28 protein-coding genes and 1 pseudogene are annotated in these 26,908 nt (G+C 44.2%); 26 read left to right on the top strand and 3 right to left on the bottom strand.

Annotated features, from left to right (window positions below; all coding sequences use genetic code 11):
• Positions 1–7: 7 nt before the first annotated feature.
• Both AC1DCD_RS08035 and AC1DCD_RS08030 read left to right on the top strand, forming a co-directional pair.
• Positions 8–1,354, top strand: coding sequence for an MFS transporter (locus AC1DCD_RS08035; protein WP_464639888.1), 1,347 nt, complete (start codon positions 8–10; stop codon positions 1,352–1,354).
• A gap of 85 nt (positions 1,355–1,439) precedes the next feature.
• The gene (locus tag AC1DCD_RS08030) at positions 1,440–2,324 is read left to right on the top strand and encodes a M48 family metallopeptidase (protein WP_353586101.1); all 885 of its coding nucleotides are present in this window, start codon (positions 1,440–1,442) and stop codon (positions 2,322–2,324) included.
• 375 nt (positions 2,325–2,699) lie between these two features.
• On the opposite strand, the gene AC1DCD_RS08025 is transcribed toward AC1DCD_RS08030, so the two are convergent.
• The 3 genes from AC1DCD_RS08025 to AC1DCD_RS08015 are packed head-to-tail and all read right to left on the bottom strand — an operon-like array spanning position 2,700 to position 3,595.
• Entirely contained in the window at positions 2,700–3,062 is a 363-nt protein-coding gene (locus AC1DCD_RS08025) for a helix-turn-helix domain-containing protein (protein WP_036853895.1), read from the bottom strand.
• Positions 3,055–3,249: a hypothetical protein gene (locus AC1DCD_RS08020; protein WP_464639885.1), complete on the bottom strand. Its 195-nt coding sequence runs from the start codon at positions 3,247–3,249 to the stop codon at positions 3,055–3,057. Before AC1DCD_RS08020 ends, AC1DCD_RS08025 begins: the two co-directional genes overlap by 8 nt.
• Before the next feature lie 4 nt (positions 3,250–3,253).
• A complete protein-coding gene (locus AC1DCD_RS08015) occupies positions 3,254–3,595 on the bottom strand; it encodes a helix-turn-helix domain-containing protein (RefSeq protein WP_019035409.1) in 342 nt (113 codons plus the stop codon).
• A gap of 581 nt (positions 3,596–4,176) precedes the next feature.
• Here AC1DCD_RS08015 and AC1DCD_RS08010 point away from each other — a divergent pair.
• From AC1DCD_RS08010 to AC1DCD_RS07895, 24 genes and pseudogenes are all read left to right on the top strand, one after another.
• Positions 4,177–4,377 carry a 4-hydroxybenzoyl-CoA thioesterase gene (locus AC1DCD_RS08010; RefSeq protein WP_231551691.1) on the top strand — a complete coding sequence of 67 codons (201 nt, stop codon included), beginning with the start codon at positions 4,177–4,179 and terminating at the stop codon, positions 4,375–4,377.
• 487 nt (positions 4,378–4,864) lie between these two features.
• Complete coding sequence (locus AC1DCD_RS08005; protein WP_464639883.1) at positions 4,865–5,074, top strand: hypothetical protein; 210 nt, start codon at positions 4,865–4,867, stop codon at positions 5,072–5,074.
• A gap of 46 nt (positions 5,075–5,120) precedes the next feature.
• Positions 5,121–9,082: pseudogene (dnaG, locus tag AC1DCD_RS08000) on the top strand (DNA primase).
• A gap of 167 nt (positions 9,083–9,249) precedes the next feature.
• On the top strand, positions 9,250–9,381 hold the full coding sequence (locus AC1DCD_RS07995; protein ID WP_019035403.1) for a hypothetical protein: 132 nt from the start codon (positions 9,250–9,252) through the stop codon (positions 9,379–9,381).
• Between the two features lie 44 nt (positions 9,382–9,425).
• A complete protein-coding gene (locus AC1DCD_RS07990; protein WP_019035402.1) occupies positions 9,426–9,671 on the top strand; it encodes a DUF5053 domain-containing protein in 246 nt (81 codons plus the stop codon).
• A gap of 547 nt (positions 9,672–10,218) precedes the next feature.
• Complete coding sequence (locus tag AC1DCD_RS07985) at positions 10,219–10,743, top strand: hypothetical protein (protein WP_464639881.1); 525 nt, start codon at positions 10,219–10,221, stop codon at positions 10,741–10,743.
• A 53-nt stretch (positions 10,744–10,796) separates the two neighbouring features.
• Positions 10,797–11,150 carry a hypothetical protein gene (locus tag AC1DCD_RS07980; RefSeq protein WP_019035400.1) on the top strand — a complete coding sequence of 118 codons (354 nt, stop codon included), beginning with the start codon at positions 10,797–10,799 and terminating at the stop codon, positions 11,148–11,150.
• A 51-nt stretch (positions 11,151–11,201) separates the two neighbouring features.
• Positions 11,202–12,191: a S49 family peptidase gene (locus tag AC1DCD_RS07975; protein ID WP_036853848.1), complete on the top strand. Its 990-nt coding sequence runs from the start codon at positions 11,202–11,204 to the stop codon at positions 12,189–12,191.
• Positions 12,192–12,212: 21 nt separating this feature from the next.
• Complete coding sequence (locus AC1DCD_RS07970; RefSeq protein WP_019035398.1) at positions 12,213–14,213, top strand: hypothetical protein; 2,001 nt, start codon at positions 12,213–12,215, stop codon at positions 14,211–14,213.
• An 87-nt stretch (positions 14,214–14,300) separates the two neighbouring features.
• A complete protein-coding gene (locus AC1DCD_RS07965) occupies positions 14,301–15,302 on the top strand; it encodes a hypothetical protein (protein WP_024992578.1) in 1,002 nt (333 codons plus the stop codon).
• A 130-nt stretch (positions 15,303–15,432) separates the two neighbouring features.
• Positions 15,433–15,963: a hypothetical protein gene (locus AC1DCD_RS07960; RefSeq protein WP_238292558.1), complete on the top strand. Its 531-nt coding sequence runs from the start codon at positions 15,433–15,435 to the stop codon at positions 15,961–15,963.
• Positions 15,964–15,995: 32 nt separating this feature from the next.
• Positions 15,996–16,412, top strand: coding sequence for a hypothetical protein (locus tag AC1DCD_RS07955; protein ID WP_008448974.1), 417 nt, complete (start codon positions 15,996–15,998; stop codon positions 16,410–16,412).
• On the top strand, positions 16,412–17,617 hold the full coding sequence (locus AC1DCD_RS07950) for a DNA-methyltransferase (RefSeq protein ID WP_464639877.1): 1,206 nt from the start codon (positions 16,412–16,414) through the stop codon (positions 17,615–17,617). Before AC1DCD_RS07955 ends, AC1DCD_RS07950 begins: the two co-directional genes overlap by 1 nt.
• A 258-nt stretch (positions 17,618–17,875) precedes the next feature.
• The gene (locus AC1DCD_RS07945; RefSeq protein ID WP_019035394.1) at positions 17,876–18,205 is read left to right on the top strand and encodes a hypothetical protein; all 330 of its coding nucleotides are present in this window, start codon (positions 17,876–17,878) and stop codon (positions 18,203–18,205) included.
• Positions 18,202–18,849 carry a hypothetical protein gene (locus tag AC1DCD_RS07940; protein ID WP_008449019.1) on the top strand — a complete coding sequence of 216 codons (648 nt, stop codon included), beginning with the start codon at positions 18,202–18,204 and terminating at the stop codon, positions 18,847–18,849. Before AC1DCD_RS07945 ends, AC1DCD_RS07940 begins: the two co-directional genes overlap by 4 nt.
• Positions 18,842–20,605, top strand: a complete 1,764-nt coding sequence (locus AC1DCD_RS07935; RefSeq protein WP_464639875.1) for a hypothetical protein — start codon at positions 18,842–18,844, stop codon at positions 20,603–20,605. The genes AC1DCD_RS07940 and AC1DCD_RS07935 overlap by 8 nt, the downstream gene beginning before the upstream one ends.
• A 267-nt stretch (positions 20,606–20,872) precedes the next feature.
• Entirely contained in the window at positions 20,873–21,190 is a 318-nt protein-coding gene (locus tag AC1DCD_RS07930; protein ID WP_019035392.1) for a hypothetical protein, read from the top strand.
• Positions 21,187–22,656: a hypothetical protein gene (locus tag AC1DCD_RS07925; RefSeq protein WP_464639872.1), complete on the top strand. Its 1,470-nt coding sequence runs from the start codon at positions 21,187–21,189 to the stop codon at positions 22,654–22,656. The genes AC1DCD_RS07930 and AC1DCD_RS07925 overlap by 4 nt, the downstream gene beginning before the upstream one ends.
• The gene (locus AC1DCD_RS07920) at positions 22,653–23,543 is read left to right on the top strand and encodes a hypothetical protein (RefSeq protein ID WP_464639870.1); all 891 of its coding nucleotides are present in this window, start codon (positions 22,653–22,655) and stop codon (positions 23,541–23,543) included. The genes AC1DCD_RS07925 and AC1DCD_RS07920 overlap by 4 nt, the downstream gene beginning before the upstream one ends.
• Positions 23,540–24,511 carry a hypothetical protein gene (locus tag AC1DCD_RS07915; protein WP_464639868.1) on the top strand — a complete coding sequence of 324 codons (972 nt, stop codon included), beginning with the start codon at positions 23,540–23,542 and terminating at the stop codon, positions 24,509–24,511. The genes AC1DCD_RS07920 and AC1DCD_RS07915 overlap by 4 nt, the downstream gene beginning before the upstream one ends.
• A complete protein-coding gene (locus tag AC1DCD_RS07910; protein WP_019035390.1) occupies positions 24,508–25,092 on the top strand; it encodes a hypothetical protein in 585 nt (194 codons plus the stop codon). The genes AC1DCD_RS07915 and AC1DCD_RS07910 overlap by 4 nt, the downstream gene beginning before the upstream one ends.
• Before the next feature lie 34 nt (positions 25,093–25,126).
• Positions 25,127–25,564, top strand: a complete 438-nt coding sequence (locus tag AC1DCD_RS07905; RefSeq protein WP_004378599.1) for a bacteriophage holin — start codon at positions 25,127–25,129, stop codon at positions 25,562–25,564.
• A gap of 2 nt (positions 25,565–25,566) precedes the next feature.
• A complete protein-coding gene (locus AC1DCD_RS07900) occupies positions 25,567–26,085 on the top strand; it encodes a glycoside hydrolase family 73 protein (RefSeq protein WP_464639866.1) in 519 nt (172 codons plus the stop codon).
• A 3-nt stretch (positions 26,086–26,088) separates the two neighbouring features.
• The gene (locus tag AC1DCD_RS07895; protein ID WP_464639864.1) at positions 26,089–26,721 is read left to right on the top strand and encodes a DUF6549 family protein; all 633 of its coding nucleotides are present in this window, start codon (positions 26,089–26,091) and stop codon (positions 26,719–26,721) included.
• The last annotated feature ends 187 nt before the right edge of the window (positions 26,722–26,908 follow it).

The raw sequence follows: 26,908 nt of genomic DNA, 5'->3' as shown, positions 1-26,908 counted from the left end.
TAAATATATGAAGAAAGATAGCGACGTTATTAGTGGAATACCAATAGTAAATGTTTGGCACAACCATTGGTTATGGTTGCCTTCACTTTATATGATGAGAGGTTTACCTTATGTGGTGTTGTTTATGACATCATTAGTATTTTTCAGTCAGTTAGGAATAGATAATAGTGATATTATAATATCTAACACATGGCTTATACTTCCTTTTATTTTTCGTCCATTTCTTAGCAGGGTAGTATTAAGCTTTGATAGTAAGCGTTATTGGATTTTGCTTAGTGAATTTATTATAGGATTAAGTTTTATAGGAATAGCCCTTTCTGTTCCGAATAGATATAATTTTAGTTTATCATTTGTATTTCTTTTTGTTATAGCTATTGCTGCATCTATTCACGATATTGCAATAGAGCATTTTTATAAGAGGAATGCTAATTATAGGCGTCGTTCTGCTTTTATGGGAATACGTACTATCTTTTATATGTGTGCTATTGTTATAGGTTTTACTTTCCCACTATTGGCAGTAGGCTATTTTGAAGTAGTTTCACGTTTAGTAAAAACACCATGGATAACAATTTTTTATAGTTTAGGTAGTGTAAGTTTAATATGTTGTCTTTACCATTTCATAGTGTTACCCAAAGCCTATATTCGTGCAAAACTTCCTTTTTGTGTAGGTGTAACAAAAAGATGGTTTTTAGATATTGTGCAAATGATAATGGCACGTAATGGTTATATTTATCATTTGTTGTTTATTTTTTTATTTTTATTTCCAGAATTTATTTTTTTACGTATTATAATTTTCTTTCTTTTTGATACTGGTAGTGGTGGCGGATTAGGATTTTCTCCTCAGGAGGTGGGGTTTATACATGGTGCAATTGGTTATGTAGCTATTCTCTTAGGAGCAGCTGTAGGCTTTTGGGCAGTTGGCAAGTGTGGTGTTATTACTTTACGTTGGTCGATGGCGTTTGCAATAGTTTTATCAAAGTTGTTGTTTCTTTATCTTAGTTTTTCTTTTAAGTCTTCACTTTTTATAGTATCTTTATTTGTGTTTTTAGATTATTTGTGTGCAGGATACTCTGTTGTTATGTATGTATTGTTGTTACTTTTTTTTACACATGGCAAGCATCCCACTTTCTTTTATTCTATAGGAACATCAATATTGGGAATATCTTTTTTTTCTTCTAGTATGTTTATAGGTATGTTAACAGAATATTTTAGTTATCAGCAGATATTTATATTTATATCATTTTTAGGAATTATACCTCTTTTTAGTGTAAAGATAATTTCTATTAATAGTGAAACAGATAATATGTTTAAGAAGTTTGTGAGATTACGAAAAATAGAGGTTTTTAAAAAGTAATAAAAGAGTCTACTTTTTAAGTAGATAGTTGTAAGTATAATAGAAAAAGAATAATTTTACAATATAATAATTATTATCATATATGATGAATAAAATTAAGTGTTTTTTATTTGGTGTTATGTTTGTTACATTAGCATCATGTGGTATTACAGAGAAGGTGCCTTTAACGGGAAGAGTGCATCGTATAGGGATTTCTGATGCTCAGATGTTGAGTTTGAGTAATAAAGAATATTCTATGTTTATGGCTTCAGCTACAAAATCTGTAAGTAAAGTAAATACTCAAATGGTAGAACGTGTAGGTCATCGTTTATCTTCAGCAGTAGAAAAATATCTTCTTGACAATGGTTATTCGAAAGAAATACAAAATCTGTCATGGGAGTTTAATCTCATTCAGAATAATCAGGCTAATGCTTTTTGTATGCCAGGGGGTAAGATTGTTGTATATGAAGGCTTACTGCCTTATACAAAGAATGAATCAAGTCTTGCCATTGTCTTAGGTCATGAGATAGCTCATGCTGTAGCAAAGCATGGGGCAGAGCAGATAACAAAGAAACAAGCTCAATCTATAGGCACAAGTGTTTTAAGTTCAGTCTTAAATTCTACGGTTGGCTCTGGTGTCGGAGATATTGCTGCGCAAGCAGCTAATGGATATTTTCTTTTTCGTAATTTAAAGTATAGTCGTGCTAATGAAAGTGAGGCAGATTATATGGGGTTGATATTTGCAGCAATGGCTGGCTATAATCCACGTAATGCTATTGATTTTTGGGAGCGGATGTCAGCTGCAACGCAAGGGAAGATTTCAGAGTTTCTTAGTGATCATCCCTCTGATAAGCATCGTATAGAAGATATTAAGAAGTGGATGCCAGAGGCAATGAAATATTACACAATGGCTAAGAATAACATTACAACTACCCCTAATAGTAAAAAGGCTTCTTCAGTAAAAACAAATCGTAGTAAGGGTAAGCATTAGGAATATATATTTTTTTTGTACATGTAGGTATAAGTAAGCAATGTAAAATGTTCTGTTTAGCCAGTTGTAATAGAAGGTATGCTTATTTATAAAAAGCGTTTTTATTTGTAAAATGTAAAAAAGGGGGTTGAAAATCAATCCCCTTTTATTATGAGCTGTCGGGATGACAAGACTTCGGTTGCATTAAGTGTAACTTTAACTTGCTGATATTCAATGGGGCAATTTAATATTATTAGCTATATATTGCCGACTTTCCACCGACAGTATCGATTTCACACTACTTTGTGCTTCAAATATTTGAGTGATATTTTTACTTGTATTTTTAGATAATTACACCGTAAAATCACTTTTTGAAGCCTTCAGGATACATCTTAATTATACGGCATCTTCCACTTTTCTATCAGACTCTTCAGGTATGTTTTCGACAAGTTTTGCCGTAAGTCGGTCAATCGTTTTTTGCTGGCTTTCAATGGTTTTTTGTTGGGTGGATATAATAGAATACAGCTTTTCTGCATCAGTCCTTTTTGCTCCTTTCTGTCCCATAACCAGCCAGTTAGCATCTATATTATCGAAACTCTCGATTATCTTTACTATCGTTTCATAATTTGGTGCATTTCGCCCTGACACAATATTATTTGCAGAAGTCCAGGATATTCCCAGCTTTCGTGCAAACGTACTAACCGTATGCCCCTCTGAATCTAATATATGCTTTATTCGGTCTGTAATAGACTCACTCATTACCATCTACTTCTAATTCTTTGATTAAAGCATTGACAAATTTAATACACTGCTTTGCCAAATATTCTTCTGAGCTCATACCTTTCTTCTCCAAATAATCTGGTACAGGAGCTTTATAAGAAGGCAATAAAGCCGATATAGCAGCTATGGCAGCCTTGCCTCTTAATTCTTCTAATTCTTTATTCATAGTGCTATTTATTTAATATTTCTATGTTATTATCACCAAAGATCAACCTTAAGACTTGATCACGTTTATCTTTCTTTAGCTTAATCTGTAATGAAACCTCAGGCTCATTCTGTTTCGTTTCTTTCTGTGAAACATATACTTCAGGATAAGTTATAATATCTATTTCTCTCATAGAAATAGATGTTGCAAGATTTGAAACTTCCTCTAATTTCAATTTAACTTGTCCACTTAATATCTTACTAAACTGAGACGGACTTGTTTTTAAATAGCCAGCCATAGCAGCTTGTGTAATATTCCTATCATTCATTATCTTGCGAATATTATTAATCAGAGTTTCACTTAACATATTACATTTTTTTTATGTAGTTAAAGTTAGCAAAGATCACATCGCATAATACTGATGTATTTGAAATATATTTTCATTATTTTCAATAAATAAATTCTGTTTTTGAAATTATATTTCTATCTTTGCACTGCGTAATAATATTTGCATTACGAAAATAATAAAAACATTTGACGTAGGAATGAAAACATTAAAAAAGATTAGAAATGAAATTTACAGAGTACATTAAATCGCTGCCAAATCAGAGGAAGGAGGCGATTATGGATTTAACAAAACTATGTCGTGTGAATGAGAGTACGGTCTACAGATGGCTTCGAGGGGACTTTGTTCCTGATGCTTTGAAAAGAAAGGTTATCTCAGAGTATCTGAATATTCCCGAAAAGGAGCTGTGGCCAAATGTCTAACGACTGCCGAAATTGCGAATTTCATCGCAATTGTATCAATGGGTTGTATTGCTTTAAACTGAAAAAATACGTTCAATACACCTTCAAGAAAGAATGTGAATCTAAAACAACAAACTTATGAAAACAAAAGACTTTGAAACAGCTATTGCTGCATTAAATGCAGACATCGTTATTGATGAGATGAAATTGAGACATTCCGATGTTCGCCAAGTCATTGCGCACCAAGGCGACAAAGGAATAGTTTGGGACGAACACGGTCGCGCTTTCACTACCCGAGAGAATGATGGCGTTACTATCGCTCCTAACGAAGAAGGTATATGGAGAATAGTAGATGCTCATCCTCTAGATAGAGATAATTTGTTCGACCTAAAATTCGATTAACAATGACCAGTATAAGAAAGATAATGAAGCTATCCAAAAGAAAGGCTGTCGCAAAAGAAATCCGTTTTCGTGGTAAATTCAAAGTAAAACCAGTATTCACTCCTACTTGGCGAAAACGTTGGCGAGATGGAGTAGCGAAAACATTAAGAAATTTTCTAAAAAATGTTCATTGATAAAGATGGCTGGGGAAATTACTCCATACAAGAACTCACGGATAAAGAGCTTAAACTGCTCCGTGCTGCATTACAAGCCTATGTTCAATGCAAATTTGGTCATGTGGATAAAACTGACCGGCTACGAATTTGGAAATTTGACAGAGAATTCAATAGTATAATTAAGCATGAAAAGTAATGGAAAGAATAAACGGTGGACTGCACAAGAGGCTGAGTATGTTCAGCAGAACCTTGTCAAGGTCTCGTTTGAGGATATGGCTGCCAGTCTTGGTCGCAGCCCGATGTCCGTCAGACTTTTTGTTCCGCGCAGGAGAATGACTCCTGGCCCATTGGTTAAACGCAATTTATCGATGGAGATGCTGAAGCTGAAGTTCAGACATCTCGAAGAATTTACCCCTACAAGGGCTTTTTATAAGGAAACTGGTATCGGGCAACGCCGTTGGTGGGATTTGTACTACGGAAGGAAATCAATCACAGGAGAGGAATACATCGCAGTGGCGGAGTTCTTGGGTATAACCATTTAAGAAGTGTTGGAATCACGCCAGTTAGAATTATTTGAGGAAAAATAATATGGTAGATAAGTCATTTATTGAAAAGGTAAAATCTGCTTTGAACATCGTGAACGTGGTCGAGTCTTTTACACACTTGCATAAAGCTGGCGTAAACTATAAGGGAGTCTGTCCATTCCATGATGATCACACACCGTCTATGGTGGTAAGCCCTTCAAGGCAGACTTATCATTGTTTGTTTGTGGAGCGAGCGGTGATGTCATCTCGTTCGTCCAACATCATCTTAACTTGAGCTTCATCGAAGCCTTACGTTGGTGCGCCACCTTAGCAGGATTGGAGTTTCCACAGAAGGAAATGAGTCCTGAAGAAGAAGCAAAGTATAAACAAAAGGAAGCACAGCGGATTGCTATCGAGGCAGCAGCTAAGTTTTTCCAAAAGAATCTATCTCAAGTCGAGAGTTTTTTGAATAACCGTGGGTACAAATTAGATGACAAAGCATTATCCGACTTCGGTGTAGGCTATGCCCCAGTGGGCAATGTCGCAATGAACACGCTCACTGCTGCTGGTTACTCACTCGACCGATTGAAGGAAGTCGATGTTGTTGGTTCTACTGAAGGTAGGTTCTACGACCGATTCAGAGACCGTGTAATGTTCCCTTTCTATGATATGCAGGGACATATTATCGGTTTTTCAGGGCGTATCATTACACCAAGGGAGGGTGTTGGTAAGTACGTGAACACAGGAGAAACACCCCTCTTTACAAAAGGTAAGCATATTTTTGGTCTTTACCAGGCAAGAAAGCCCATCGGCAAAAAAGGCTACGCTTATCTTGTAGAAGGTCAGTTCGATGTTATGTCCCTTCATAAGGTTGGCGTGGAGCACGTAATCGGTGGAAGTGGGACGGCATTTACAGATGACCAGATAAAGCTACTTCTTCGCTTCACGGACTCTATCGTTATGGTCTATGACGCAGATGCAGCAGGAGTCAAGGCTTCGTTGAAGAATTGCGAGCTGCTATTGAAAGCTGGGGCAAAGGTTAAATGTATTCGTCTCCCGAAAGGAACCGACCCCGACGAATTTGCCAAAGCCAATGGAGAGGCAACACAAGATAAGTTCAAAGAACTGACAGAACCTTTCCCCAAGGCTCTCAAAAGAATGATGATACCTCACGGCTGTAAGGACGAGACAGTTATTGCCGACTGCCTGAATACGATATGTTCGCTTGTTGCTTTCGTTCAGGACGCTGCTCTGAGATTAGAGTATATTAAGTCTATTGCTGTCGATTTCAAGAGCAAGATCGGCATTATTGACGGTAAGGTCAGAGGCTTACGTGCCAAGGTAAAGGAAGTATTGCCTCAAACCAAGACGCAGTCGGGTATCTTTGGTTTTGATGCGCTAAAGGAGAATCTTGAAAGCGACCGTCCTGGTATTTTAACCTCGGTTATGCAGGAATTTCTTGACGGTTATGGTGAAGAACCTATCGTCTATGTTGCTGGTCGCCCATCCAGCAATGATATTCAGGAGCTACGCCGTGTTTATTGCTATTTTGCATCATCAGAAACAGGCTGTAGCATTAATGCAGACGGCGATGAAAGCGACTATCTAAGTACACTTGCAGAGATGTTTCGCTCAGGCATCAATATTCAGATGACCTACAATGACTCCACAGGCTCGTTCGTCGATTACTACATTGGGCTGTATGGCAGGTTCTTAGAAACCTTCCAAGGAGATAAAGTTCCCCTTGTTTCTCGATGTATTGAACTCACATCTTATGCAGAGGATACGGTAATCACGGTAAACCGTAATCACTACTGTTCAAATCTAAAGCTCACCAAGGGACAGTTTGATGAACTGAGAAAGCCTTTCGTTTCCAAGCGCAAGGCTGCGATGAAGGTGAGTATGCAAGCAGATAACCTTGACGATGAGGAGTTCGATGTAAACGAGCCTCCTGATTATGTGATGGAGAATGAGGACTACCGAAAGATGTGGAAAGAATGTGGCTATTATCCCCGTTTAAATAAAAAGAGCGAACCTGTATGCTATATGTTCCGCAATAAGAACGGTAATGGAATGACACAGGTAGCCGACTTCTTTATGACTCCGCTGCTTCACATCTTTTCTGATGATTTCGAGCAAAACAAGCGTGTGCTTCGTATCAATCGTCGCTTTTATGACACCCCCATCTACATAGAGATACCTTCCAAGGCAATGCTGAAGATGTCATCGATAGAGGAAGTGCTTATCAATTACGAAGCCGTGAACTTTAATGGCGAGGAATGGCAATGGAAAGCCATCAAGACATATATGAGCCGACATTTCGTGATGTGTTCAGAGGTCAATACATACGGCAATCAGCAGAGCGAGGGTATGAGCCGTAAGGCAGACGAACAATTCTTCGCATTCGCCAACGGTATATTCCACAACGTAGAGGGGAAATGGCAGTTTGAGCCAGTCAATGAACTGGGAGTTGTTACACACAACAAGAACAACTACTATCTGCCAGCATTCTCAACGATATATGCTGGCAGTGGAAAGCAATCGGATAAGTACGAGCTTATCAGTCAACTGGTATATAAGGAAGTTCCTGCGGAGAAAAGGGTAACATTCGAGAAGTGGGCATCGTTGATGGACCAGGTCTATAAAATCAACGATAATGGAAAGTGGGCACTTATCTTCGCCATTATGTGTGCCTTTCGAAGCAACATCCACTGCATCGACCGATTGTTCACAGCTCCTTTCTTTATGGGTCCGATGTCTTCAGGTAAAACACAGATTGCCATATCCATTCGCTCACTCTTCATTTCCCCAAATATTCCTATCTTCAACCTGAATACAGGTACCGACGCAGCCATGGCCACTATTATGGGTATGTTCAAGGATGTTCCAGTCGTACTTGACGAATACAATAACAAGGACATCAGCGATAATAAGTTTCAAGCATTGAAAGGTATCGTATATGATGGTGATGGGAAGCAGAAGCGTAAGGGTACATCAGGAAGGGAAATAGAAAATGATAAAGTGTTTGCCCCAGTCGTTATCTGCGGTCAGGAAACCCCACAGCGTGATGATAATGCGCTTATGAGCCGTGTTATTGTGTGCGAAGTACCCAAGCCTCGCAACAGAACACAGGAGGAAGTTCGTATCTTCGAGGAATTGAAGACTATTGAAGACCCAAATAAGGTGGGACTGTCAAATGTGCTGCTTCAGATATTGGAACTTCGCCCAATGTTTATGGACCACTTCCGTCATCTCAAGCAAGAGGCGTACAATGAGCTGAAACAAGATGTTATCAATTCAGGAGAAATGGATCGTTTAATGAAGACTGCTTCGCTGTTCCTTGGAACAGTGAAATTGATAGAGCAATATTCCAGCCTTCAGCTTCCGTTTGCATACGCAGAGTTCTTCAAGATTGCACAAGAGAAAATCAGATTCCAGCTTTCTCTCATCCGTAGCACAGATAAATTGGCAATGTTCTTCACGGCTGTCAACAATATGATTGACACAAAGCAGGTTATCGAGGGTCGTGAGTTCCTCATCGAGCAGCCAAAGAAGGTTACAGGCAAGGATTCTCGAGGCGACCAGCATACATTCACGTTCGAGCCTGACACGAACATCATGTTCATCCGTCTCAGTTCGGTATTCAGCATCTTCGACCGCAGCGGATATAATAGTGAGGGCAGCACGCTGTCTACCATCGAGCAGAATCTACGTAGTCATCCCTCATATATAGGAACCGTTCCCTCTCGTCGATTTACATGGGAGGAAACAGAGGATGTTACACGAACTGATTATGATATTACACTGGTGAAGATACGTAAATCAAAATCAACTTCTACATCAGCAGTAATCATCGACTATGATAAGTTTAGGGAAATATATAATATCGATTTTAGGCGCACATATCCCGAAGAAGCTAAACCAAAGGAAGATGCTAAACCTATTCCAGTATCTGAACAACCGACCCAACTTGCAGACCCTGCACTACCATTCCCTGCAATGGTTGATAGCGACGAACCTTTCTAAGCATCCATTATCATATATATCCTCAGCCGTACCTGTCCGCAATGGGTAGGTGCGTTTTTTTATGCAAATGTTAATCTTTTCATCATTTGATGATATTATTAGCCAAATATTTGCATAATCCGCAAAAGATGATAATATTTGTAATGTCAAAATAAAACAAACAAATAATGAAAAGAACAGAAAAAGAAGACGAGCTTATCCAACTCATTCGCAATTATCGAAGAGCCTACCTTAATGGAGCAAAGATGATGGAACGAGAAATTATCGAGTTTGTTTACGAGTTAATGGAGCAAGAGTAACAAATCGCCCTCCCTGCAAATGGAGGGTATAAAAGGCAAATAATATGAAAGTAGCTATTAAAAAACAAAAGGCAAGTGTTCGTCAAGTGCTGGACGATGTATATGAGGAAGTTAACTGGGCATACCTTGCCAAAAACTATTTTGGAAAGAGTCGCACATGGCTGTATCACAAATTTAGTGGACGGAACAATGGTGCACCCGATGATTTCAGCGATGTTGACCGTGAAAAACTGCGCGCAGCCTTGAAAGATATTTCAGTTCGTGTAGCCAATGCCGCAGACAGGCTCTAATCCAGTCTGGTTTTATTTTGACGCGCCCCGACACATTTACTTGTGTTGGGGCTTTTTCTTACAAGGTAATTATTATTATCTTAAATATTGACAATCAAAACACACATTTTCCCCTGTACCCCAAAAAAATATAAGAAAGCAATAAAAACAACGATTTTGAAAATAATTTTTTAAAAAAGTGCTTCCTACAATCCTACAATCCTACAAATGACATTTAGCTTTTAAGTGATATTGTTTATAACTATTTATATATCATATATTTATATCTATTTATTAAAGGTTCTATGTTTGTAGGATATGCTGTAGGATTGTAGGATGTTGTAGGAAATGGCTTTTTTTTGTAGGAAATGGTTTTTGAGTCGCTTCGTCCTACAAATTATCCCATTTTAGGTCATAGTAGGAGGTTGTAGGTTCGCTTTTTTGAGTGAAATAGGATAACTTTTGTTGCATTTCTTTTTTTAACTCATTTATTTTCAGTAACTTTGTGAAACCCGTTTAGAATTTGTAGGATTGTAGGACGGTAGGAAGCTAAAATCTTTAAAAAGCAATGTACAAAGAAAAAAGAGCTCTCAAAAAAATAACGACTATCAGGATAGAACCCTATCTTGCAGAGTATGTCATTGGAAAATATGGATTAGATCAGAAGAGTAAGGCAGTAAAAATACCTTACAATACAGACCTTTATCACTGTGTTTGGGAGAATATGTCGCATAGTCGTTCTAATGGAGCCGATATAAAAGACGGTAATCTTTATATCCAGCTACCCACAAGGAAGGCTGGTAATGGCGTTGCTTGGAAAGACCCTGCCTATTACAACTACCTTTCCGTGGCCGCAGCTAAGGAGATAGAGAAGCAGATACGACGAATGTTCAATTTTGAACTGCACCGTGTTCTGTTGGAGAACGAGGAGTTCGGTAGGCAACGTAGGAACATTGATGTCATCTACGATTTTATTCACACCTATCAGTTGAAGTCTATCTCCTCAGATGCGCTTTTGAAGAATTATTATCGTTTCCGAAACCGCCTCAGACCTAAGAAGGTGCGCAAGTATCAAAAAGTTGCATCCAATTAAAGTTTTTTAATACAGACCGAACTATTGTTTTTGTCATTCAAATATCGCAGACTATGTTAGAGTTCTTAAATGCCGTTCAAGTGCGTCTTGTTAATCAAGATAAACACGAAAAGGAAAATGTGTATGATTTTATCGCCGACACCTTCTCATACATACCACAACTTACTGACAATGATGCCGGTAATTATTGGAATTGTGATAAGACCTTAGTGATAGACCTCCCCGTCAAGGAGGTTCGCAGGGTATTCTCTGTTGAACGAAGTGCCATTGTTACAATCAAGACATCAGACAGGAAACCCCATAGTATAGGCACTTCCGATATTCCTGCACGAGTTCAGATAGCCTCTAATCTCACCTCCGCCAACCTCGTTATAAAGTGCAAAATGCTTACAGACCCTCTTTTGTAGGTCTTTTGTCTACACCTTATTATATAGTAAATTCGCATCAAAAATAAGTTGATGAACGAATTACAGAACCTACTTGTATCAGGTAAACCACTATGGATAACGGTAGATGGTTTCCGTCAAGCCATGCTCTCAGTTTTTCCTTTGCATGGAAAAATCGACGATAATGCAGACCCGAAATCTGCACTTGGATTTTCTCAAGCCGAGAAAGAGGTTTATTTGAAAAACCACACTTGGTATCAGTTTGAAACCCATACTGCCCTTCAGGAACTCATCAAGGTGCTTGCACAGGAAGGGGGGGCTGCGGTAACGCTTACCGATGAGTTCGACGATGAGCAGCTCCCTGATAATTCTATTGCCTACCACCGTGTGTTTGGCACAGTGATGGCAGAGAGTTATTGGTGGTTTTCTTCCAAGCAACTTGAAGCCGACCTCCTCGCTGCCGAAGCCAACCCACAGATTTCTTGCCATTTCCTTCACATCAACTCGCCTGGTGGCGAGGCGTGGTATCTTGACCGCCTGAGCGAAACGCTCCGCAATTGTAAAAAGCCAATCCTTACCTTCTATGAGAAGATGTGCTGTTCGGCAGGATACTATATCGGTTGTCATGGTAACCGTATCTATGCGCTGACGGAGAACGATTACGCAGGTTGCATCGGCACGATGTGTAGCTTTTACGACTTCGAGGATTATTTTGCCAAACTCGGTATCAAGAAAGTAGAAGCCAAGGCTACCAATTCCGATCTCAAGAATAAGACATTCGATGACCTCCGTCATGGTAAGGATGAAGCCTTCGTTCAGAATATTCTCAACCCTCTCAACGCCCAGTTCCTCGCAGAGGTAAGGGGACAGCGTAAGTCGCTGGCAGAGTTGCCCGACGATGCCCCTGTGCTTCGTGGTGAGACCTTCTACACGCCAAAGGCTGTGGAGATAGGTCTTGCCGATGGTAGCAAAACTATGGCTGAAGCCGTGGCCGAAGCAATGACAATGGGAAGCGAATATTCCAACGCCAACAAATTGAAGACTGCCATATACAATATTTAATTCTTTAGTTTTTAGTTTATTATGAATTTCAAAGAAAAGTTGAAAAGCGTTCTTGACCTCTTGCAGCTCGGCAAGAAGTTCGAGGACAAGACTCTTTCTCAAGAGGAGTTCAATTCTATTGTGGCTGAATACCAGAAGAAGTATCAGACCACGCTGAATGATGACCTTGCTGCGGAACAGGCAGCCAAGCAGACCGCCAAGCAGGCTGCCGAGTTCCAGCAGATGCTCAACACCATTCAGTCAGTTATTAAAGGTGTAGACCCTGCGTCTAAGGAGAACGAGAATCCCGAAGAGGAGCAGCCACAAAGCAATGCCACTCTTGAGGGTATTCTTGAGTCGCTCAATGGTATGCGTGCCGACTTCCAGGCCCTTGCAAAGAAGCCTGAAGAGGACAAACCAACACAGACTATTACGGTTTCTTCTGTTAGCATCAATGGCTTTGGCAACACACCTAAGTATCTCTTCGGTGTAGAACACCAAATGTTCTCGATGCAGGATCGCTGGAATAAGATTGCCGCCAATCCTCGTGCTGCCGCAGCCTTGCCTGAAGTAGACGAGCAGGTGGATGGTGTTGCCTTTTACAAGGCTGCCTACGGCTTTGCCAAGTCGCTCAAGGCTCGTTACCAGTACCTTCAGGAGAATAAGTTGCTCGATGCCCCAGCCCTCGCTGCTGGTAAGTATGCCACCAACTATGAGGGTGTGGACAAGGCTGGTGTCGGCGACCAGTTCATCGTTCTTCGTCAGGACGCACTCATCGCACGTGTGCTTCAGCTCCGCGATATGACCCAGTACTTCCCAGTGGCTTACGGCTATCAGGATAGAGGTCTTGTTTTCAATGCCTTCTTCGACGAGGTTTCACAGGCTTATCAGACAGGTGAAGTATTCAAGGGTGGCATGAAGATCGAGAATCACATGGGTTACGTTGATGATGCCATGATCAAGATGGAATGGGGACCAATGAAGGAATTAGAACGCAAGTACATCGGCTATCTCAATAAGGAAGGCTCCGACCCTATCAAGTGGACGATGATAGAGTATCAGTTACTCAATACCCTTACCACAGCGCAGGTGGAACAGAACAAACGCCGTATGCGTGGTATCTACGTGAAGCCCGAGACTGGTGTGGCTGGTTCTTATCTCAATGCTGGTACAGGTATCCTCTATACCTTGTTGCGCTATGTGCATCAGTACGACATTAAGCCACACGTGGACGAGGACTACCGCAGCTATACACAGGCAACGATGTTGGCTGCCGTTCAGGAGTTCCTTGCCGATGTTCGCAGCACCGTTACCGAGGATATGGATATCGACCAGCACGTTATCTACCTCAACAAGAACCATCAGGGCTGGTGGATTAAGAATGTCCGCACTACCTATGGTAAGGATACCGATTTCACGGGTCCGATGGGTGCGCTCAACGTAGTACCCGATACTACCACGAACATTATTTGGCTGCCTTACCTCGGTCAGCTCCCATTTATGATGTTGCATCAGCCAGGTAACCTCCAGTTCTTGGAGTATATTCCTGGAGAGATGCTCGCTATGAAGATGCAGGAGCAGATGGAGCAGGTACGTGCGTGGAGTACTTGGAAGGAAGGCTGCTCGGCTTCATTCACAGGTCGCCGCTTCGATAACCGTGATGCTATGGATAAGAACGCTTACGAATGGCAGCAAATTTTCATCAACCTCTTCGCTGCCACCATTAAGGATAAGGTGGACGGCAACGATGGTTTTTGGCAGATTACAGATGCTACCACCACCACCGATACCATTACCGACATCGTCAATGCCAAGAAAGGTGTAGCCTACTGCATCGAGGCTGGTGTGGCAGATCATCTTCCAACCATCGCCAAGTCGGGTAAGTTCGCCAATATCTCGGATGCCTTCACGGCAACGAAGGTGGGCGACTACATTATGGTTATCATCGGAGGCGATGGCAACTTCCGTGAGCTGGAGCGTTGCGTAGGTGGCAAGCGCACCATCAATAAGGAGTTGCAGCCTAATGTTCCAGGCGGCAGGTAAATATCGGCCATTTTTTAGTTGTTAGTTAAATGATAGTTGAACGCAGGGGGCAGCTTTAGGGCTGCTCCCTACAAAACAAAAAGAACAATGATTAGAAATAAAATTCAAAAACGACACCGTGCGTACAATCCCTTGAAGGGATTTAATTACGCCAACCGTCAGGCTCGCAATATGTTCATGGTTACGTTTGCGGCTTTCGGTGTTATCTTATTGCTCGGAGCGTTGCTCGACCACTCTCTGGGAATGGCTTCTGCTTCAGGACTTTCGCTTGCTTCTATGGCTATGTTAGGGCATATCGATGATGTGTCCGATCGTGATACCCACGGTAGCGACATATCCTATATAGTCTACCTCGTTGCTATTAACCAGATTGACCGTACTAAGGAGTTTCCACAGCCCAACGCACAGCGTGAGGTGGCACCCATTCCGTTAAAGAAGGGAGAGATACCGCACTACTTCGAGGCACACGACATTCCTACATTCACAGGAACAACCGAGAAGGGCGACATCACTACCACTGGCGAAAACCAGTTTGTTATCATCATGGGTGGCGCACGAGTTCAGCTCTACAACTTCATCGAAGAATATGGTGGTGGCAAGTTCATTATCTTCTTCAAACACATCAAGTCGAAGGAATGGTATATCATCGGCGAGCTGGAACGCCCTATCATTCTCTCGAACACAGAGACTAAGGACGATAAGGACGGCCGTTACACCACCTTTACCTTCAAGCGTTCTTCAGTAGACTTACCGCTGATTTACACTGGCAACCCTGCAATGAACGCATCGACGGAGGTGTCAGCAGGTGCTACCGAGATTGCCATCACGGCATCTTCCAACACCTATAAGATTGCCAACGGCACAGGCTCGGCAGCGGTTATCACAACCGTTTCAGGTCTTACTGCCACCGATAAGGGTCGCTACATCACCCTTGTTGGCGCAGGAACTGATAAGCCAGCCACCGTTACCGATGGTACAACCTTCGTGTTGGAGAATGGTGCTACATGGACGGCGAAGGAAGGGGCAACCCTTACACTCCGCATCCTTGATACAACGACCTTAATCGAAGTATCTCGTACCGAAGTATAATCTTTAGGGGTTAGAGAGGGTAACTTCTCTAACTCCTTTAATTCCTTTAATTATGTATAGTGTAAAAGAGAAACTCAATCATTTTCGCCAGCTGTCAAACCCCTCAGTTGCCGAGGCCGACCTTGCGCTATTGAAGGATAAGTCTCCAGGCAACAGCAATCTCATTCGCTACGGTCTTGCTCCAACCAAGAACGCCGAGGATATTCTGTTCGATTTGCTGGATGTTGTTACGCATGACGAGGTTGTTCGTAACCGCCGTGAATACCTTGCAACCCAGAAAGCCGAGGCAGAAACAAACAACACCCCTAATGGTGATGATAATCCAAATCCTGATGAAGAGAAGAAAGAGAAGTCTGTTGTCGAAGGCGAGAAGCAAGAGGACGAAACCCCAAAGGATAACGATAATCCTGCTAATGAGAAGCCTACCGACGAAACTCCTGCGCCTAAAGCCGAGGAAGTGGAACAGCCCAAAGAGGAGATTCCCACAGAAACGACCGAGGAAACAGAGCAGGTAACAGTTCTTGAAGAAGCTCCTAAAGCTGAAGCTGAAGAGGTGGAACAGCCCAAAGAGGAAGCAGCCACAGAGGCAGCAGAAGAAGGCGAGCAACCAGCAACTGAAAAAAAAAGTACCTCACCAAAGAAGAAGAGTACCCAAAAGTAGACTGGACTAATCTTCTCGATGCCGACGTGCAGATGGCAACCGTTATCTACAACGACCGCATCAACACTTGGCGACAGATGAAGCAGCTCGACGAAGTGCTTGATACTCACCCCACAGCCCACACCGTAACTGATATGGCAGAGCTAAGGATAAGAAATAATCAAGCCTTTGCCGAGTTGCAATCATTCAATGATACGGGCAAGTTTCTCTGTAAGCACCCCATACTCTTCGGACGCTCAGAGATTGCCCAGCTCATCAAGTTGCTTCGCTCCGACCCTGCCGAGTTCCTCCGTCAGCATAAGAACGTGTTCGACAATATCAAGCGTTATCGCTCCTATCTCAAGCGAAGCGATAGAAAAGATAAGCGCACCGCCGACCGAAAGAACCTCGAAAGGCATCAGGAAAGGGAGCGACTTTTCAAAATGGTTCTTGAACAACAAAATAAATAATGACAATGGAAAATAGCATAAAAGTTTTTAATTTGGGTGGTCTTCCTACTGCCCCGCTGGACTCTTTTATCGAACTTCAGGAAGATTTCAAAAAGCCTGATGCAGACAAATTATCGAAGTTGCAGATGCTCATAATCACTCGTGGCTTCAAGTATTCATTCAAAGTTTGGAAAGACCCTGACGGTAAGCTGTGGATTATCGATGCGCACCAAAGAAGGAAGGCTCTTCTCGGGCTTCGCTCCTATGGTTTCAAGATTCCCGATATTCCCTATGAGGAAATACAGGCTTCGAACAAGAAAGAGGCAGTAGAGGAAATCGCTGCATATAATTCAGAGTTTGCGCAGAAGAATCCCGATACCCTTTTATTCACGAAATATAATATTAGCGGCGATGATCTTGCCAAATTCAATCTTGGCTATGAAGTTAAGCAAAACGATTTCTCTGTCGGAACAGATAAGTTATTTGCCACAGAGAATGATACAGCAGAGATACAAGAAGATGCCGTTGATACCCTTCCACAAGAGGACAGTGATGTCTTTGCCCGTCCTGGTGATGTTTTCCGACTTGGCAATAATAGACTGATGTGTGGAGACTGTCGTTCAAAAAAGGATATTGTTATGTTGATGAATGGACAAGTTGCTGATATGATTCTCACAGACCCTCCTTATAATGTAAATTATGAAGGTGGCGGAGATAGTAAACTTACCATTCAGAACGACTCAATGGAGAATGATTTGTTCCTCCGCTTCTTACAGTCTGTATTCAACGTGATGTTTTCCATTGTTAAAGCTGGAGGTTCCTTCTATGTTTTCCACGCAGACTCTGAAGGCGAGAACTTTCGTAGAGCCATTCGAGAAGCAGGGTTCAAGATTGCGCAATGCTGCGTTTGGGTCAAGGATTCCCTTGTAATGGGACGTCAGGACTATCAATGGCAGCACGAACCGTGTTTATACGGTTGGAAGCCTGGGGCTGCACATTTTTGGAACTCAGATAGGAAGCAGACAACCATTTGGAATTTCGATAAGCCAAAAGCCAATAGAATTCATCCAACAATGAAGCCTATTGCGCTGATGGCATACCCAATTACCAACAGTGCCAAGAATGGCGATATTGTTGTTGATGTGTTCTCTGGTTCAGGTTCTACAATTATGGCGTGCCAACAGACCGACCGTATCGGCTATGGAATGGAAATAGACCCTAAGTAATGATAAAAAAATAACTTGGTATTTTTTTCTCTCTCTCCATGAAACCATATAGTTCCATTTCTGGAGTTTTTCATCAATTGAATACACTGCTCAAGACCGATGCCTCGGCTCCGAAAATGTACCAAGTTATTTTTTAATCATTACTAAATACGTGTCTGCTACTGTACGAAGATACATGGCAATGTTTCCCCAACAGCCAGTTCTGTTGGAGAGGGATGGCAATGTCTTATCAGAGGATTACACCAAAAAGATAATTCTATGTCGGAATTAGTACAGAATGAAATTCTCTCAGATGAGTATATCTATCAAGTCAGAACGTTCGGAGCATTGAATTATACCCCCGAACGTATCTGCCAGCTACTCGGTCTGAGGAAAACTAAGCGTATAGCCTTGCTGTATCGTATCACCATTCCTGGGGATGTGTATTGCGAGGCATACCAGCAAGGACTTGCGCTTGGCGAATATAACATTGACGCAGAGCTTGCTAAAAAAGCAGAGAAAGGGGATAATGACTCTATTACTTTGCTTGAGGAACGCAAGAATGAGCGTGCTGAGAAAGACCTGCGTATGAAACTCTTTGGAATATGAAAAGTGAAATTGAGAAGTTAGACTCCATACACCCTGACCTTATATCCGCATTCTTGACGAATGGGGACTGCGAGGGTATTCCACAGGAAATAAAGTTGTTCTTACAGCAACTACAATGGTCTGCGGAGATATTCGAGCATGAGCGTAACATTACAAGAGCTGCCAAAAAGCTGAAGCTCCGTATCAATGCAGAGCAACGGCTAAAGATAGAGGAACGCACCTGTATGGCGAGAATCTATCAGGCTATCAACTACTTTCAGGTGGATTGTAATGTCCCCATTAAAGTTTGGGAAAGCAACTTTGCCAACAAGTATGAGGATATTGCTAAACTCTGTGCCCTCAATCGCGACTACAAGGGTATGAAGTCATGCTATGACGCTGCCTTGGAATGTCGTCGTAGGTCTTCAGAGATAGCAGAGGCAGACAGGGATTTAGGAGTTCTCTTCTTAATTTCTCCTGAACTAACCCCCGAGGAACTTGGCTTTTCGAAGAAGAACCTCAAGGAGATTGCAGCCAAGCACAACCAAGGATTTTATGTTACACTCATCGACTCCCTGCCCATCGAGAACAAGGAGAAGAAGCGTCTGCTGCGTGATGCCGATATTCAGGATGCCGAAATAGTGGAGGAACTGTCCAATGACTGATATGCAACCAACCGAGAACCCTACGCTCGACTTCGAGCATTATTATATGAACCACGTGCAGCTATTGGCGAACATCATCGACCCCAATATGCTCTATGCCGAGTGGGCGCGTGCCACGGGTAAGACCGAGGGTGTGATTGTGCCACGGCTCATCCGTGTGGCGAACGATATGCCGGGCGAGCTGTCGTTCCTGGTGCACAAGACCTACGTTGCCCTGATGACCAACGTATGGCCGAATATTCAGGCATCGTTCTCTCGTCCCGTCATGGTAAACGGTAAGCAGAGGGCAATGCTGGAGTATGGCATCGACTATGTGGTGGGCGAGTCAAAGCTGCCATCCCACTTCCGCCGTCCCCGTTACCCCATAGCCTACGCCAAGCACTCCATTATCTTCCGCAACGGAGCACACTTGCAGCTCGTGTCTTCCGACCAGCCCGAGAGTGTGGCAGGTCGTAACGCCGTACACGCCTTCGTGGAGGAGATGAAGCACAACAGCGGCGAGAAGCTGAAGTCGCGCCTGTTCCCATCGCTCCGCGGTGGCTCGGCAGAGATTAGACGGTCGGCCTACTACGAGGGTGTTACGGGAGTGAGCGATACTGCCCGTGTTGATTTGGGTGAGGACGATTGGTTCGAGGAATACGAGAACAAGATGGACCGCCAGCTCATCGAGGAGATAGCCTCGGTGTCGCTCTCCATCAACCAGTCGCTGTACAAGCAGTTCACCCTTCAGCAGGAGCTGCGAAACACCAAGAACCCCGTCGTGATGGAGAAGATACGACTGGAAAACGAGCGGCTCAATGCCTTTGTGGCACGCTGGAAGCCTCGCCTTGCCGATATGCGCCGTAACGCCATCTACTATATCCGTGCATCATCATTCTGCAACAAGGACATTCTCGGTCCTAAATTCTTCAAGACACAGCTCGACACGCTTGATATGGACGAGTTTCTCACGGCTATCTGCGCCATTCGCCATAAGGAGGTAACTAACAAGTTTTTCACAACCTACGATCACGAGCGACATCAGTTCAAGGATAGCTATATCTACGACCAGATACTGAAATTTGACCTCAAGGACCAGTTCCTGCTCACGGCACGCTACCTGCGCCATTACGATAAGCGAGAACCTCTCTATATGGGCTACGACCCAGGCAACTTCCAGTCGCTCATCGTGGGACAGAAGAAGGACTATGGTAACCGTTTCGACATCATCAAGGAGTTTTGGGCATACATTCCCGACGACCAGCAGCAGCTTGCACAGCAGGTGTACTCGTTCTTCGGCACGGATGCCGTGAACAAGGTTATCCACCTCTACCCTGACCGTGCAGGCAACAAGACACGTGAGGAACTGGAGCAGATAACCACCGACTCGCTCACGATGAAGGCTGCCTTGGAGAGTTACGGCTTCTCGGTTATCCTTTACAACAACGGTGCGCCCACCATCTACCACTGGCAGCAGTTCCGCCTGTGTCAGTTGCTCTTTGGTGAGAAACTTACCTTGCTCCCAAAGGTGCGTATCGATGAGAACGAGTGCCCTAACTTGTGCAGTGCCATTCTTATCAGTCCGCTGAAGAAAACCAACGGCAAAATAGAGCTTGACAAAGCCTCGGAGAAGAAGGAGGAACTGAAACGGCGACCAGGGCTAACGACGCAGCTCCCCAGTACAATGATTTATCTGCTTTATGGTCTTTATTCCGACCTTATCAAGAAAGAATTAAGCAGTTATCCCGATGATTTGCCCGAAAACATAGCCATTTAAGCCCCAATAATGTAGCAAAAGCAACATAAAAAGTTGGCAAAAACAGGCAATAACGAGGGCTATTTACATAGATCAAAAAATTACTTTGTTGAAAATCAATGGTTTGCGTTCTGAAAATCAAAAACGAAAATAAACAAACGGCGTTTGTCAGCACGCACCGCTGATTTTGGATATTGAGGTGCAACCTCTCAAAAGCACGGAAATATGACGCCAGCCACCATTTGCCGTCCTTTGCTCCTATAGGGGAATTGCGTAATTTTGCAAGTGATGAAGAAGGCAATCGAAATGGATGGCATCAATGCGATGCAGTGGGCAAGGGAGATTAGCAAGCTCCCTGGTGGCGACTTCACGCTGTGCTTCTTCCCTTATTCGAGGTCGCAGGGCGTGGCAGGGGATAAGCTCATAGTGAAACCACATTGCAAGTACCGCACCCAACTACCACAGGATAGGTTTGCAGTGAACTCGGAGAACTACTTTCTGTTCGAGGACGAGTATGGAGAACCTAAGATGTGCTACCGCATACTCATTAGGTATATGGGCTTCCCGCAAGATGGATATAAACTACACAAGATAAATTGGTTATGACAGACAGTATAGAACTATACGGCAATGCTGGTACATATATCATGGACGGCAACGTACTATCCTTTCAGATAGGCGAGGGTAAGCAGGTGTTCCAAACACCTGGACTGCTCGTACCGCAGGGCAGACAGTTAGTCATGCACGAACACCAGTGGCTCAGTTTCAATGGGTATCAAGTATGTATGCGTGGCGTGAACAACGCACTCTGCGACGAAGTAACGGCGGAAATCAAGGAGAACCGTCTGCTGCCACGCTTATACAGCAAGGAGATTAAGATGCTCTACGGTCATGGTCCATGTGCCTATATGCAGACGATAGAGGGTGGCAAGATGAAGCGTGAGTACCTTGCGCTGCCCCAGTGGGATGAGTGGATCAATACGTGGTGTGAGCGTGGGATGGAAACATCGGCACAGGCTTTCGCCAAGACCTGCATTAAGAACTTCTACTACTTTGGCGACTTCTTCGTGAAGTGGCGTTTTACCCGTGGTAAGCGATTGGGGATGCAGCCTGTGGCTGGGCTGGAAGCGATGGAGAATAAGCACTGCCGTCTTGCCACCACACGGCAGGATGTAGCCTACGAGATGATGAGTTACAGCGACTTCCACAATATAGCGGTGGGCAGGTGGACCTATTGTGCAAGTAGCTACAAGATATATCCTAAGTTCAATTTATCAGAAGTAGACAACTACCAGTATGCTGCCATTTCTCACCATCGGGAGAAATCGGTCGATGAGTTCTACGGCGTGAACGAAACTCACCAAGGCGCACGCCCCTATATCCAGGGTAGCAACAAGACTGCTACCTACATTAACTCCTTCCTGCGCAACTCGTTAGCTGCCAAGATACACATCATTATACCCAATGCGTGGGTATCGAGCAAGCGCAACCAACTGATGAAGTTGTGCGAGGAGAATAAAATCCGTAAATCGAAGAAGCAGGAGTTGGTAAAATATAACGGTATCGGTATCGGCACGGAATATAGGGAGTCGTTACTTGTGGAGTATATGCGATTGGAGCTACGCAAGATTGGCGATTATCTAAGCGGTTCTGGCAACCAGGGAAAGGCTTATTCCTCCATCTCGTTTATGGACAGCTCAGGTAATGAGCAGCAATGGAAGATAGAAACCATTGACCTGAAATATAAGGAATACATAGAAGCCCTCGTCGCTTACGACAAGCGCACCGAGCAAGCCTTGCTTTCAAGTGTCGGACTGGATGCCTCTATTACCGCCGTGGATAAAGACGGTGTCATCAGTAAGTCGGGGTCGGACTCTTACTATAACTACCTTATATATATAATGTCGCTAACTCCCGAGGACGAGATATGCTGCGAGCCGTTCAATTATGCGCTCCGACTCAACTTCCCCGAACTTTGGCGGCAGGGCTATCGCATAGGCTTCTATCGTGAAGTTCCACAGCGACAGGAAGATGTAGCACCCAAGGACAGACTAAATCAGCAACAGGCATGAAGAATATATTAGTTGATATCTTTAAAGACTTCGGCACCTTCAGCAAGTATGCTCCCGGCGTCGAGACGAATATGGACTTAAACGACCTCCTCTCGTCAGGCGTAACAGCTCGAAAGCGTGTGGAAACCATTATCACCTCCGAGGTGTTCAAAGCCATTGCTCTTAATCCCGACGATGCACTGATAGAGTCGCTGCGCTCTGCTATAGCCAATATGACAATGGCATCGCAGCTAATCTTCGATAGTATCAACCGTCGTAAGAACCATGTGGATGTCTATAAGTACGAGATTGAGGGAATGAAGCGTTCCTATATGGACAACTACTACAACGCTATGGATACCATTATCCAGCAGCTTATGTCGGTAGAGGTTGATAGTGGGGACTGCGATTCTCCTGCTGCCTTATGGCGAAAATCCCGATACTACAAGATTATTGATAGCTGCAAAATCAGAACTGCGGATGAATTCGACTCTATCTATCCAATAGACCTGTCTTACTTCTTTTTCTTCCGCATTCTTCCCCTTCAGAAGGAGACCCTCGACGAGCGTCTTTCGGCATACTACGACCGCCTCACTGATGACAATCGTGAGCGAATAGAGCCGATATTGACCCTTGCACTGGTTAAAAAGACCGTAGCCAAGTCGCTCCGTCGGTTCGACATCTTAGAGTTCCCTCCAACCATCCGCAACCTCTTTGACGACAGCCACGCCTCTCGCTCAGGCAAGGACGAACACGATGCTGCCATCGACCTCGCCGACCGTCTTGACCTCGAAGCCGAGGAACTTATCGCCAATACCGATACCTTGCTCGCAACAGACGCATCTGTGGACTTCTGCTCTAATTCTGCGTATAACCGCCCTGATGACAAAATCATTATACTGCCATGACAAAGGATATAGAACTCGTCTACAAAGGGGAAATACACCGCATCCCGAACCGTTGGGACGGTATGACCGACCGCCAGTATATTCGTCTTGTGGCCGACTTGCTTCGTATGGCCGCTGGCAAGCTCTCTGCTGGGGAGGTGCGTATCAACTGGCTGTGCGACATTATGGGTTGGGATAAGCATAAGTTCCGCTCCGAGGAGCAGATTGCCAATCTCGTTGCAATCTCCGAGCAGCTCACGTTTATGTTTCAAATCAACTATCCCGACAACAACGCCGTACTGGACGGCGTGGACGACGAAACTTACCAGTTATGCCGTCGCATTGATCCCTACCGTCTGCATATTCCCCTTGCTCGTGTACTGCGCCGGCTCGACTATCAGTATGTGGTGGACCTGTGCTTCTGTGCGCAGCTCATCCCTGCCGTCCGAATTGGCGAGCATCGTTATCAAGGCTACAAGATTGAGACAGGCTACGGAATGCTCACCTGCTCGCTCACAGCCCTTCAGTATATCGAGGCACAGGAACTCATCGAGCAGGGCGACGAGTCACTTCCACTACTCGCTGCCATTCTCTACTATCCCGAAAAGGAGTACCATTCCGAGCTTGTCCACGAAAAGGCTAAAGAGTTCGCTAAACTACCGCTCGAATTACTTACGGCTATATCATTTAATTTTCAGGCTTTTAACAACTATCTCTTTAGTAATACTTCATTCTCTCTTTTATCGAAGTTCGTCAAAAAGCCCAAACATCCCATCACTACCGATGCCTCCGATGCGCTCTACGACCTCTCCAAAGAGGGGCTTGGCGATGCTCGTCAGATAGAGCAGATGAACGTGCTTACCTATCTGAAGGTGCTGCGCAAGAAGACTATCGATGCCGTCCACGATATGAAGGGTTTTGGGTGGGATAAGTTGAAAATCAGTGAGGAGGTGGGCTTGCCCATTTCCGTAATCGACAATATATTATGATTAAAGACCAGTTTCTCTATTTCGCACAGTACCCCTCCAAGGAGGGTATCCGTGCCATACTTACTAATGGGTCGAGCGACTTCCCTGGTTATAACGAGCTTACCGAAGTTCTCGACAATCTTCCCGATATGTCGCGCATTCCCGAGATTGCCAACTATGTCTACGGTCAGTCGTTTGACGAACTGAAGCAGCGCATCGATAAGCTGGCAGGTTCATTCCTTTTCGTTGATTATGGTGAACTGAATATGCTTGCCGATGGGCGCAACTCCTATCAGATTACTCAGCGCATAGCTATCACCGTAGCCAACAAGATGACCAACCGTGCCGATGCTGCCGAATATATGCTTGCCTCCGATGCTACACTTCGTCTACTCTCAAGGGTTCACGCCTGGATGCTTGCCGATGCGGAGCAGGGCAATATCGAGTGGCTCTCACGTGGTGAACTCGATAAGGCGGAGATAATTCCCTTTGTCGCTACGGAACTCTCCTCTGTCGGATGGACGCTTATGCTCTCCTGCATCAGCCCCGATGCGCTCGGCACCCACCACCTCAGTCGGTCCTTTGCCAAGCGGATGCAGTAACGTAATTTTGTATCACAATTAAAGCCGGATAACAATGACAAAACTACCAATGATATCTATCGTCTCTCTGCCACTCACCATAGTGGCCGACTTCTCGCAGTATCTCTATCAGGACTGGGAATTTGCCAAGTGGATAGGCGTCGCCATCATCATCGACACTATTCTCAGCGTGTGGAAGCACTTTCTCCACAAAGACGCCTCCAGCGAGGCTTTTTTCGGTAAGTTCAGCAAGAAGATTGCCATTTACATTCTTCTACTCATCCTCTCCAACGTACTTGCCAATTTCAAGGTGAATGGCAGCGTGGTCGGTGCTACCCAGTGGATAGGAACCTATCTTTGCGTATTTATGATGGTACGCGAGTGTTTCTCTTGCGTAGAGAATATCCAAGCCATCTATCCCATATTTCCAACCTCATTTGTCCGCCGTTTGAAAGACTTTAACGACAAAGGCGAATACATCAAAAAAGACTGATTATGGCAACAATAGCACAGCGTGAGTTCGCACGCAACATATATGTGGCAGCTCAGAAAGCCACCGACATCGCCCCCGAGTTCGTTACCGCACAGGCTATTCTTGAGAGTGGCTGGGGCAAAGCCCGTGTAGGCAAGTACAACCTCTTCGGCATCACTAAGGGCAGCCGATGGACGGGCAAGACCGTTCTAGTAAAGACACACGAGTACTTCAATACCCCCAACCGCACCTTCGTCGCTCCCGAGCGTGTCGTGTCAATATGCAAGTGCAAAGGTGGAAATCGCTGGTATTACACCGTCTATCGTCTCTTTAAGGACTTCGACTCCCTTGCCGACTGCCTTGCCGAGCATTCACGGCTATTGCAGAAGCCAGGCTTTGCCGATGCGTGGCCATACCGCCACGATGCCGAAGAGTTCGCCCGTCGCATCTGCGATAATCGTGGCAGCAAGTATGCCACCTCTCCCGACTACCTTCGTCAGATGCTCTCGCTTATAGTCTCTGTTCGTAAAATGTGTCAATAGACTATGGAAAAGAGAATTGCGATTATCTATGCTATTTGCGGTGCGTTCCTGATACTCATCGTTGCTCTTGCCTTATTCGTGCAGCTCTATCTCGATACGGCAGCTGACCGCAACCGCATTAAGCAGAACCAAAGCCTTCTGCTTCATAACGGCATGGTAGAGGTTAGTGAGACCAACACTGGCAACAGCCACGCTTCTGCTCCAGCCCTCATGCTTCGCACTTCCGAGTTTAAGGATAGTGGCGACACCTTGACAAAGGTAGCCCGTCAGATAGGTATCAAGCCCTCACGTATCTCTGAGGCTGCCACCGCTGCCACTACCACCGCTGCCGACATTACCACACCAGTTTGGCACACCACCGACACCGCCACAGTATCTACCGATAGTTTGTATCGTCCCGATAGCCTGGTGTGCTTCTCTTGGCATGATTCTTGGTTGTCGTTATCAGGCTGCGTGTCCGACAGCATATTCCGTGGCTCGGTAACTTCCACCGATACCCTCGACATCATCGTCCACCGTATACCCAAGCGTTTCCTTTTCTTTCGCTTTGGCTGTAAGCAGGTACGCATGGACATCATTAGTCGTAATCCACACACACGGCTCACTTATGCACGATATTTTCAGTTAATCAAATAAATGTTTTTATAAGGTTTAGTTTTTAGGTTAGAAGATTTTTTAGGATGACGGGGCTTTCGCAGCGATGCGCAAGCCCCTTTTTGGTACGCTCGGCATGAGCATTATCTAATGGGTGGAAGTCCCGAGTAAGCCCTAATAGCGGGAATTACATAGCCAAGAGCAAGGGTGTTCATCGTGAGGTGAAATC

The organism is Prevotella sp. C0209C1, assembly GCF_056583855.1.
Note: the sequence above shows the minus strand (reverse complement) of the source record. Positions and strands in the feature narration are given on the sequence as shown.

Excerpts from the sequence above, each read along its gene's own strand:
- AC1DCD_RS08035 (WP_464639888.1), top strand. The coding sequence starts at position 8 with ATGAAGAAAGATAGCGACGTTATTAGTGGAATACCAATAGTAAATGTT.
- AC1DCD_RS08030 (WP_353586101.1), top strand. The coding sequence starts at position 1,440 with ATGAATAAAATTAAGTGTTTTTTATTTGGTGTTATGTTTGTTACATTA.
- AC1DCD_RS08025 (WP_036853895.1), bottom strand. The coding sequence starts at position 3,062 with ATGAGTGAGTCTATTACAGACCGAATAAAGCATATATTAGATTCAGAG.
- AC1DCD_RS08020 (WP_464639885.1), bottom strand. The coding sequence starts at position 3,249 with ATGAATAAAGAATTAGAAGAATTAAGAGGCAAGGCTGCCATAGCTGCT.
- AC1DCD_RS08015 (WP_019035409.1), bottom strand. The coding sequence starts at position 3,595 with ATGTTAAGTGAAACTCTGATTAATAATATTCGCAAGATAATGAATGAT.
- AC1DCD_RS08010 (WP_231551691.1), top strand. The coding sequence starts at position 4,177 with ATGAAATTGAGACATTCCGATGTTCGCCAAGTCATTGCGCACCAAGGC.
- AC1DCD_RS08005 (WP_464639883.1), top strand. The coding sequence starts at position 4,865 with ATGACTCCTGGCCCATTGGTTAAACGCAATTTATCGATGGAGATGCTG.
- AC1DCD_RS07995 (WP_019035403.1), top strand. The coding sequence starts at position 9,250 with ATGAAAAGAACAGAAAAAGAAGACGAGCTTATCCAACTCATTCGCAAT.
- AC1DCD_RS07990 (WP_019035402.1), top strand. The coding sequence starts at position 9,426 with ATGAAAGTAGCTATTAAAAAACAAAAGGCAAGTGTTCGTCAAGTGCTG.
- AC1DCD_RS07985 (WP_464639881.1), top strand. The coding sequence starts at position 10,219 with ATGTACAAAGAAAAAAGAGCTCTCAAAAAAATAACGACTATCAGGATA.
- AC1DCD_RS07980 (WP_019035400.1), top strand. The coding sequence starts at position 10,797 with ATGTTAGAGTTCTTAAATGCCGTTCAAGTGCGTCTTGTTAATCAAGAT.
- AC1DCD_RS07975 (WP_036853848.1), top strand. The coding sequence starts at position 11,202 with ATGAACGAATTACAGAACCTACTTGTATCAGGTAAACCACTATGGATA.
- AC1DCD_RS07970 (WP_019035398.1), top strand. The coding sequence starts at position 12,213 with ATGAATTTCAAAGAAAAGTTGAAAAGCGTTCTTGACCTCTTGCAGCTC.
- AC1DCD_RS07965 (WP_024992578.1), top strand. The coding sequence starts at position 14,301 with ATGATTAGAAATAAAATTCAAAAACGACACCGTGCGTACAATCCCTTG.
- AC1DCD_RS07955 (WP_008448974.1), top strand. The coding sequence starts at position 15,996 with ATGGCAACCGTTATCTACAACGACCGCATCAACACTTGGCGACAGATG.
- AC1DCD_RS07950 (WP_464639877.1), top strand. The coding sequence starts at position 16,412 with ATGACAATGGAAAATAGCATAAAAGTTTTTAATTTGGGTGGTCTTCCT.
- AC1DCD_RS07945 (WP_019035394.1), top strand. The coding sequence starts at position 17,876 with ATGTCGGAATTAGTACAGAATGAAATTCTCTCAGATGAGTATATCTAT.
- AC1DCD_RS07940 (WP_008449019.1), top strand. The coding sequence starts at position 18,202 with ATGAAAAGTGAAATTGAGAAGTTAGACTCCATACACCCTGACCTTATA.
- AC1DCD_RS07935 (WP_464639875.1), top strand. The coding sequence starts at position 18,842 with ATGACTGATATGCAACCAACCGAGAACCCTACGCTCGACTTCGAGCAT.
- AC1DCD_RS07930 (WP_019035392.1), top strand. The coding sequence starts at position 20,873 with ATGAAGAAGGCAATCGAAATGGATGGCATCAATGCGATGCAGTGGGCA.
- AC1DCD_RS07925 (WP_464639872.1), top strand. The coding sequence starts at position 21,187 with ATGACAGACAGTATAGAACTATACGGCAATGCTGGTACATATATCATG.
- AC1DCD_RS07920 (WP_464639870.1), top strand. The coding sequence starts at position 22,653 with ATGAAGAATATATTAGTTGATATCTTTAAAGACTTCGGCACCTTCAGC.
- AC1DCD_RS07915 (WP_464639868.1), top strand. The coding sequence starts at position 23,540 with ATGACAAAGGATATAGAACTCGTCTACAAAGGGGAAATACACCGCATC.
- AC1DCD_RS07910 (WP_019035390.1), top strand. The coding sequence starts at position 24,508 with ATGATTAAAGACCAGTTTCTCTATTTCGCACAGTACCCCTCCAAGGAG.
- AC1DCD_RS07905 (WP_004378599.1), top strand. The coding sequence starts at position 25,127 with ATGACAAAACTACCAATGATATCTATCGTCTCTCTGCCACTCACCATA.
- AC1DCD_RS07900 (WP_464639866.1), top strand. The coding sequence starts at position 25,567 with ATGGCAACAATAGCACAGCGTGAGTTCGCACGCAACATATATGTGGCA.
- AC1DCD_RS07895 (WP_464639864.1), top strand. The coding sequence starts at position 26,089 with ATGGAAAAGAGAATTGCGATTATCTATGCTATTTGCGGTGCGTTCCTG.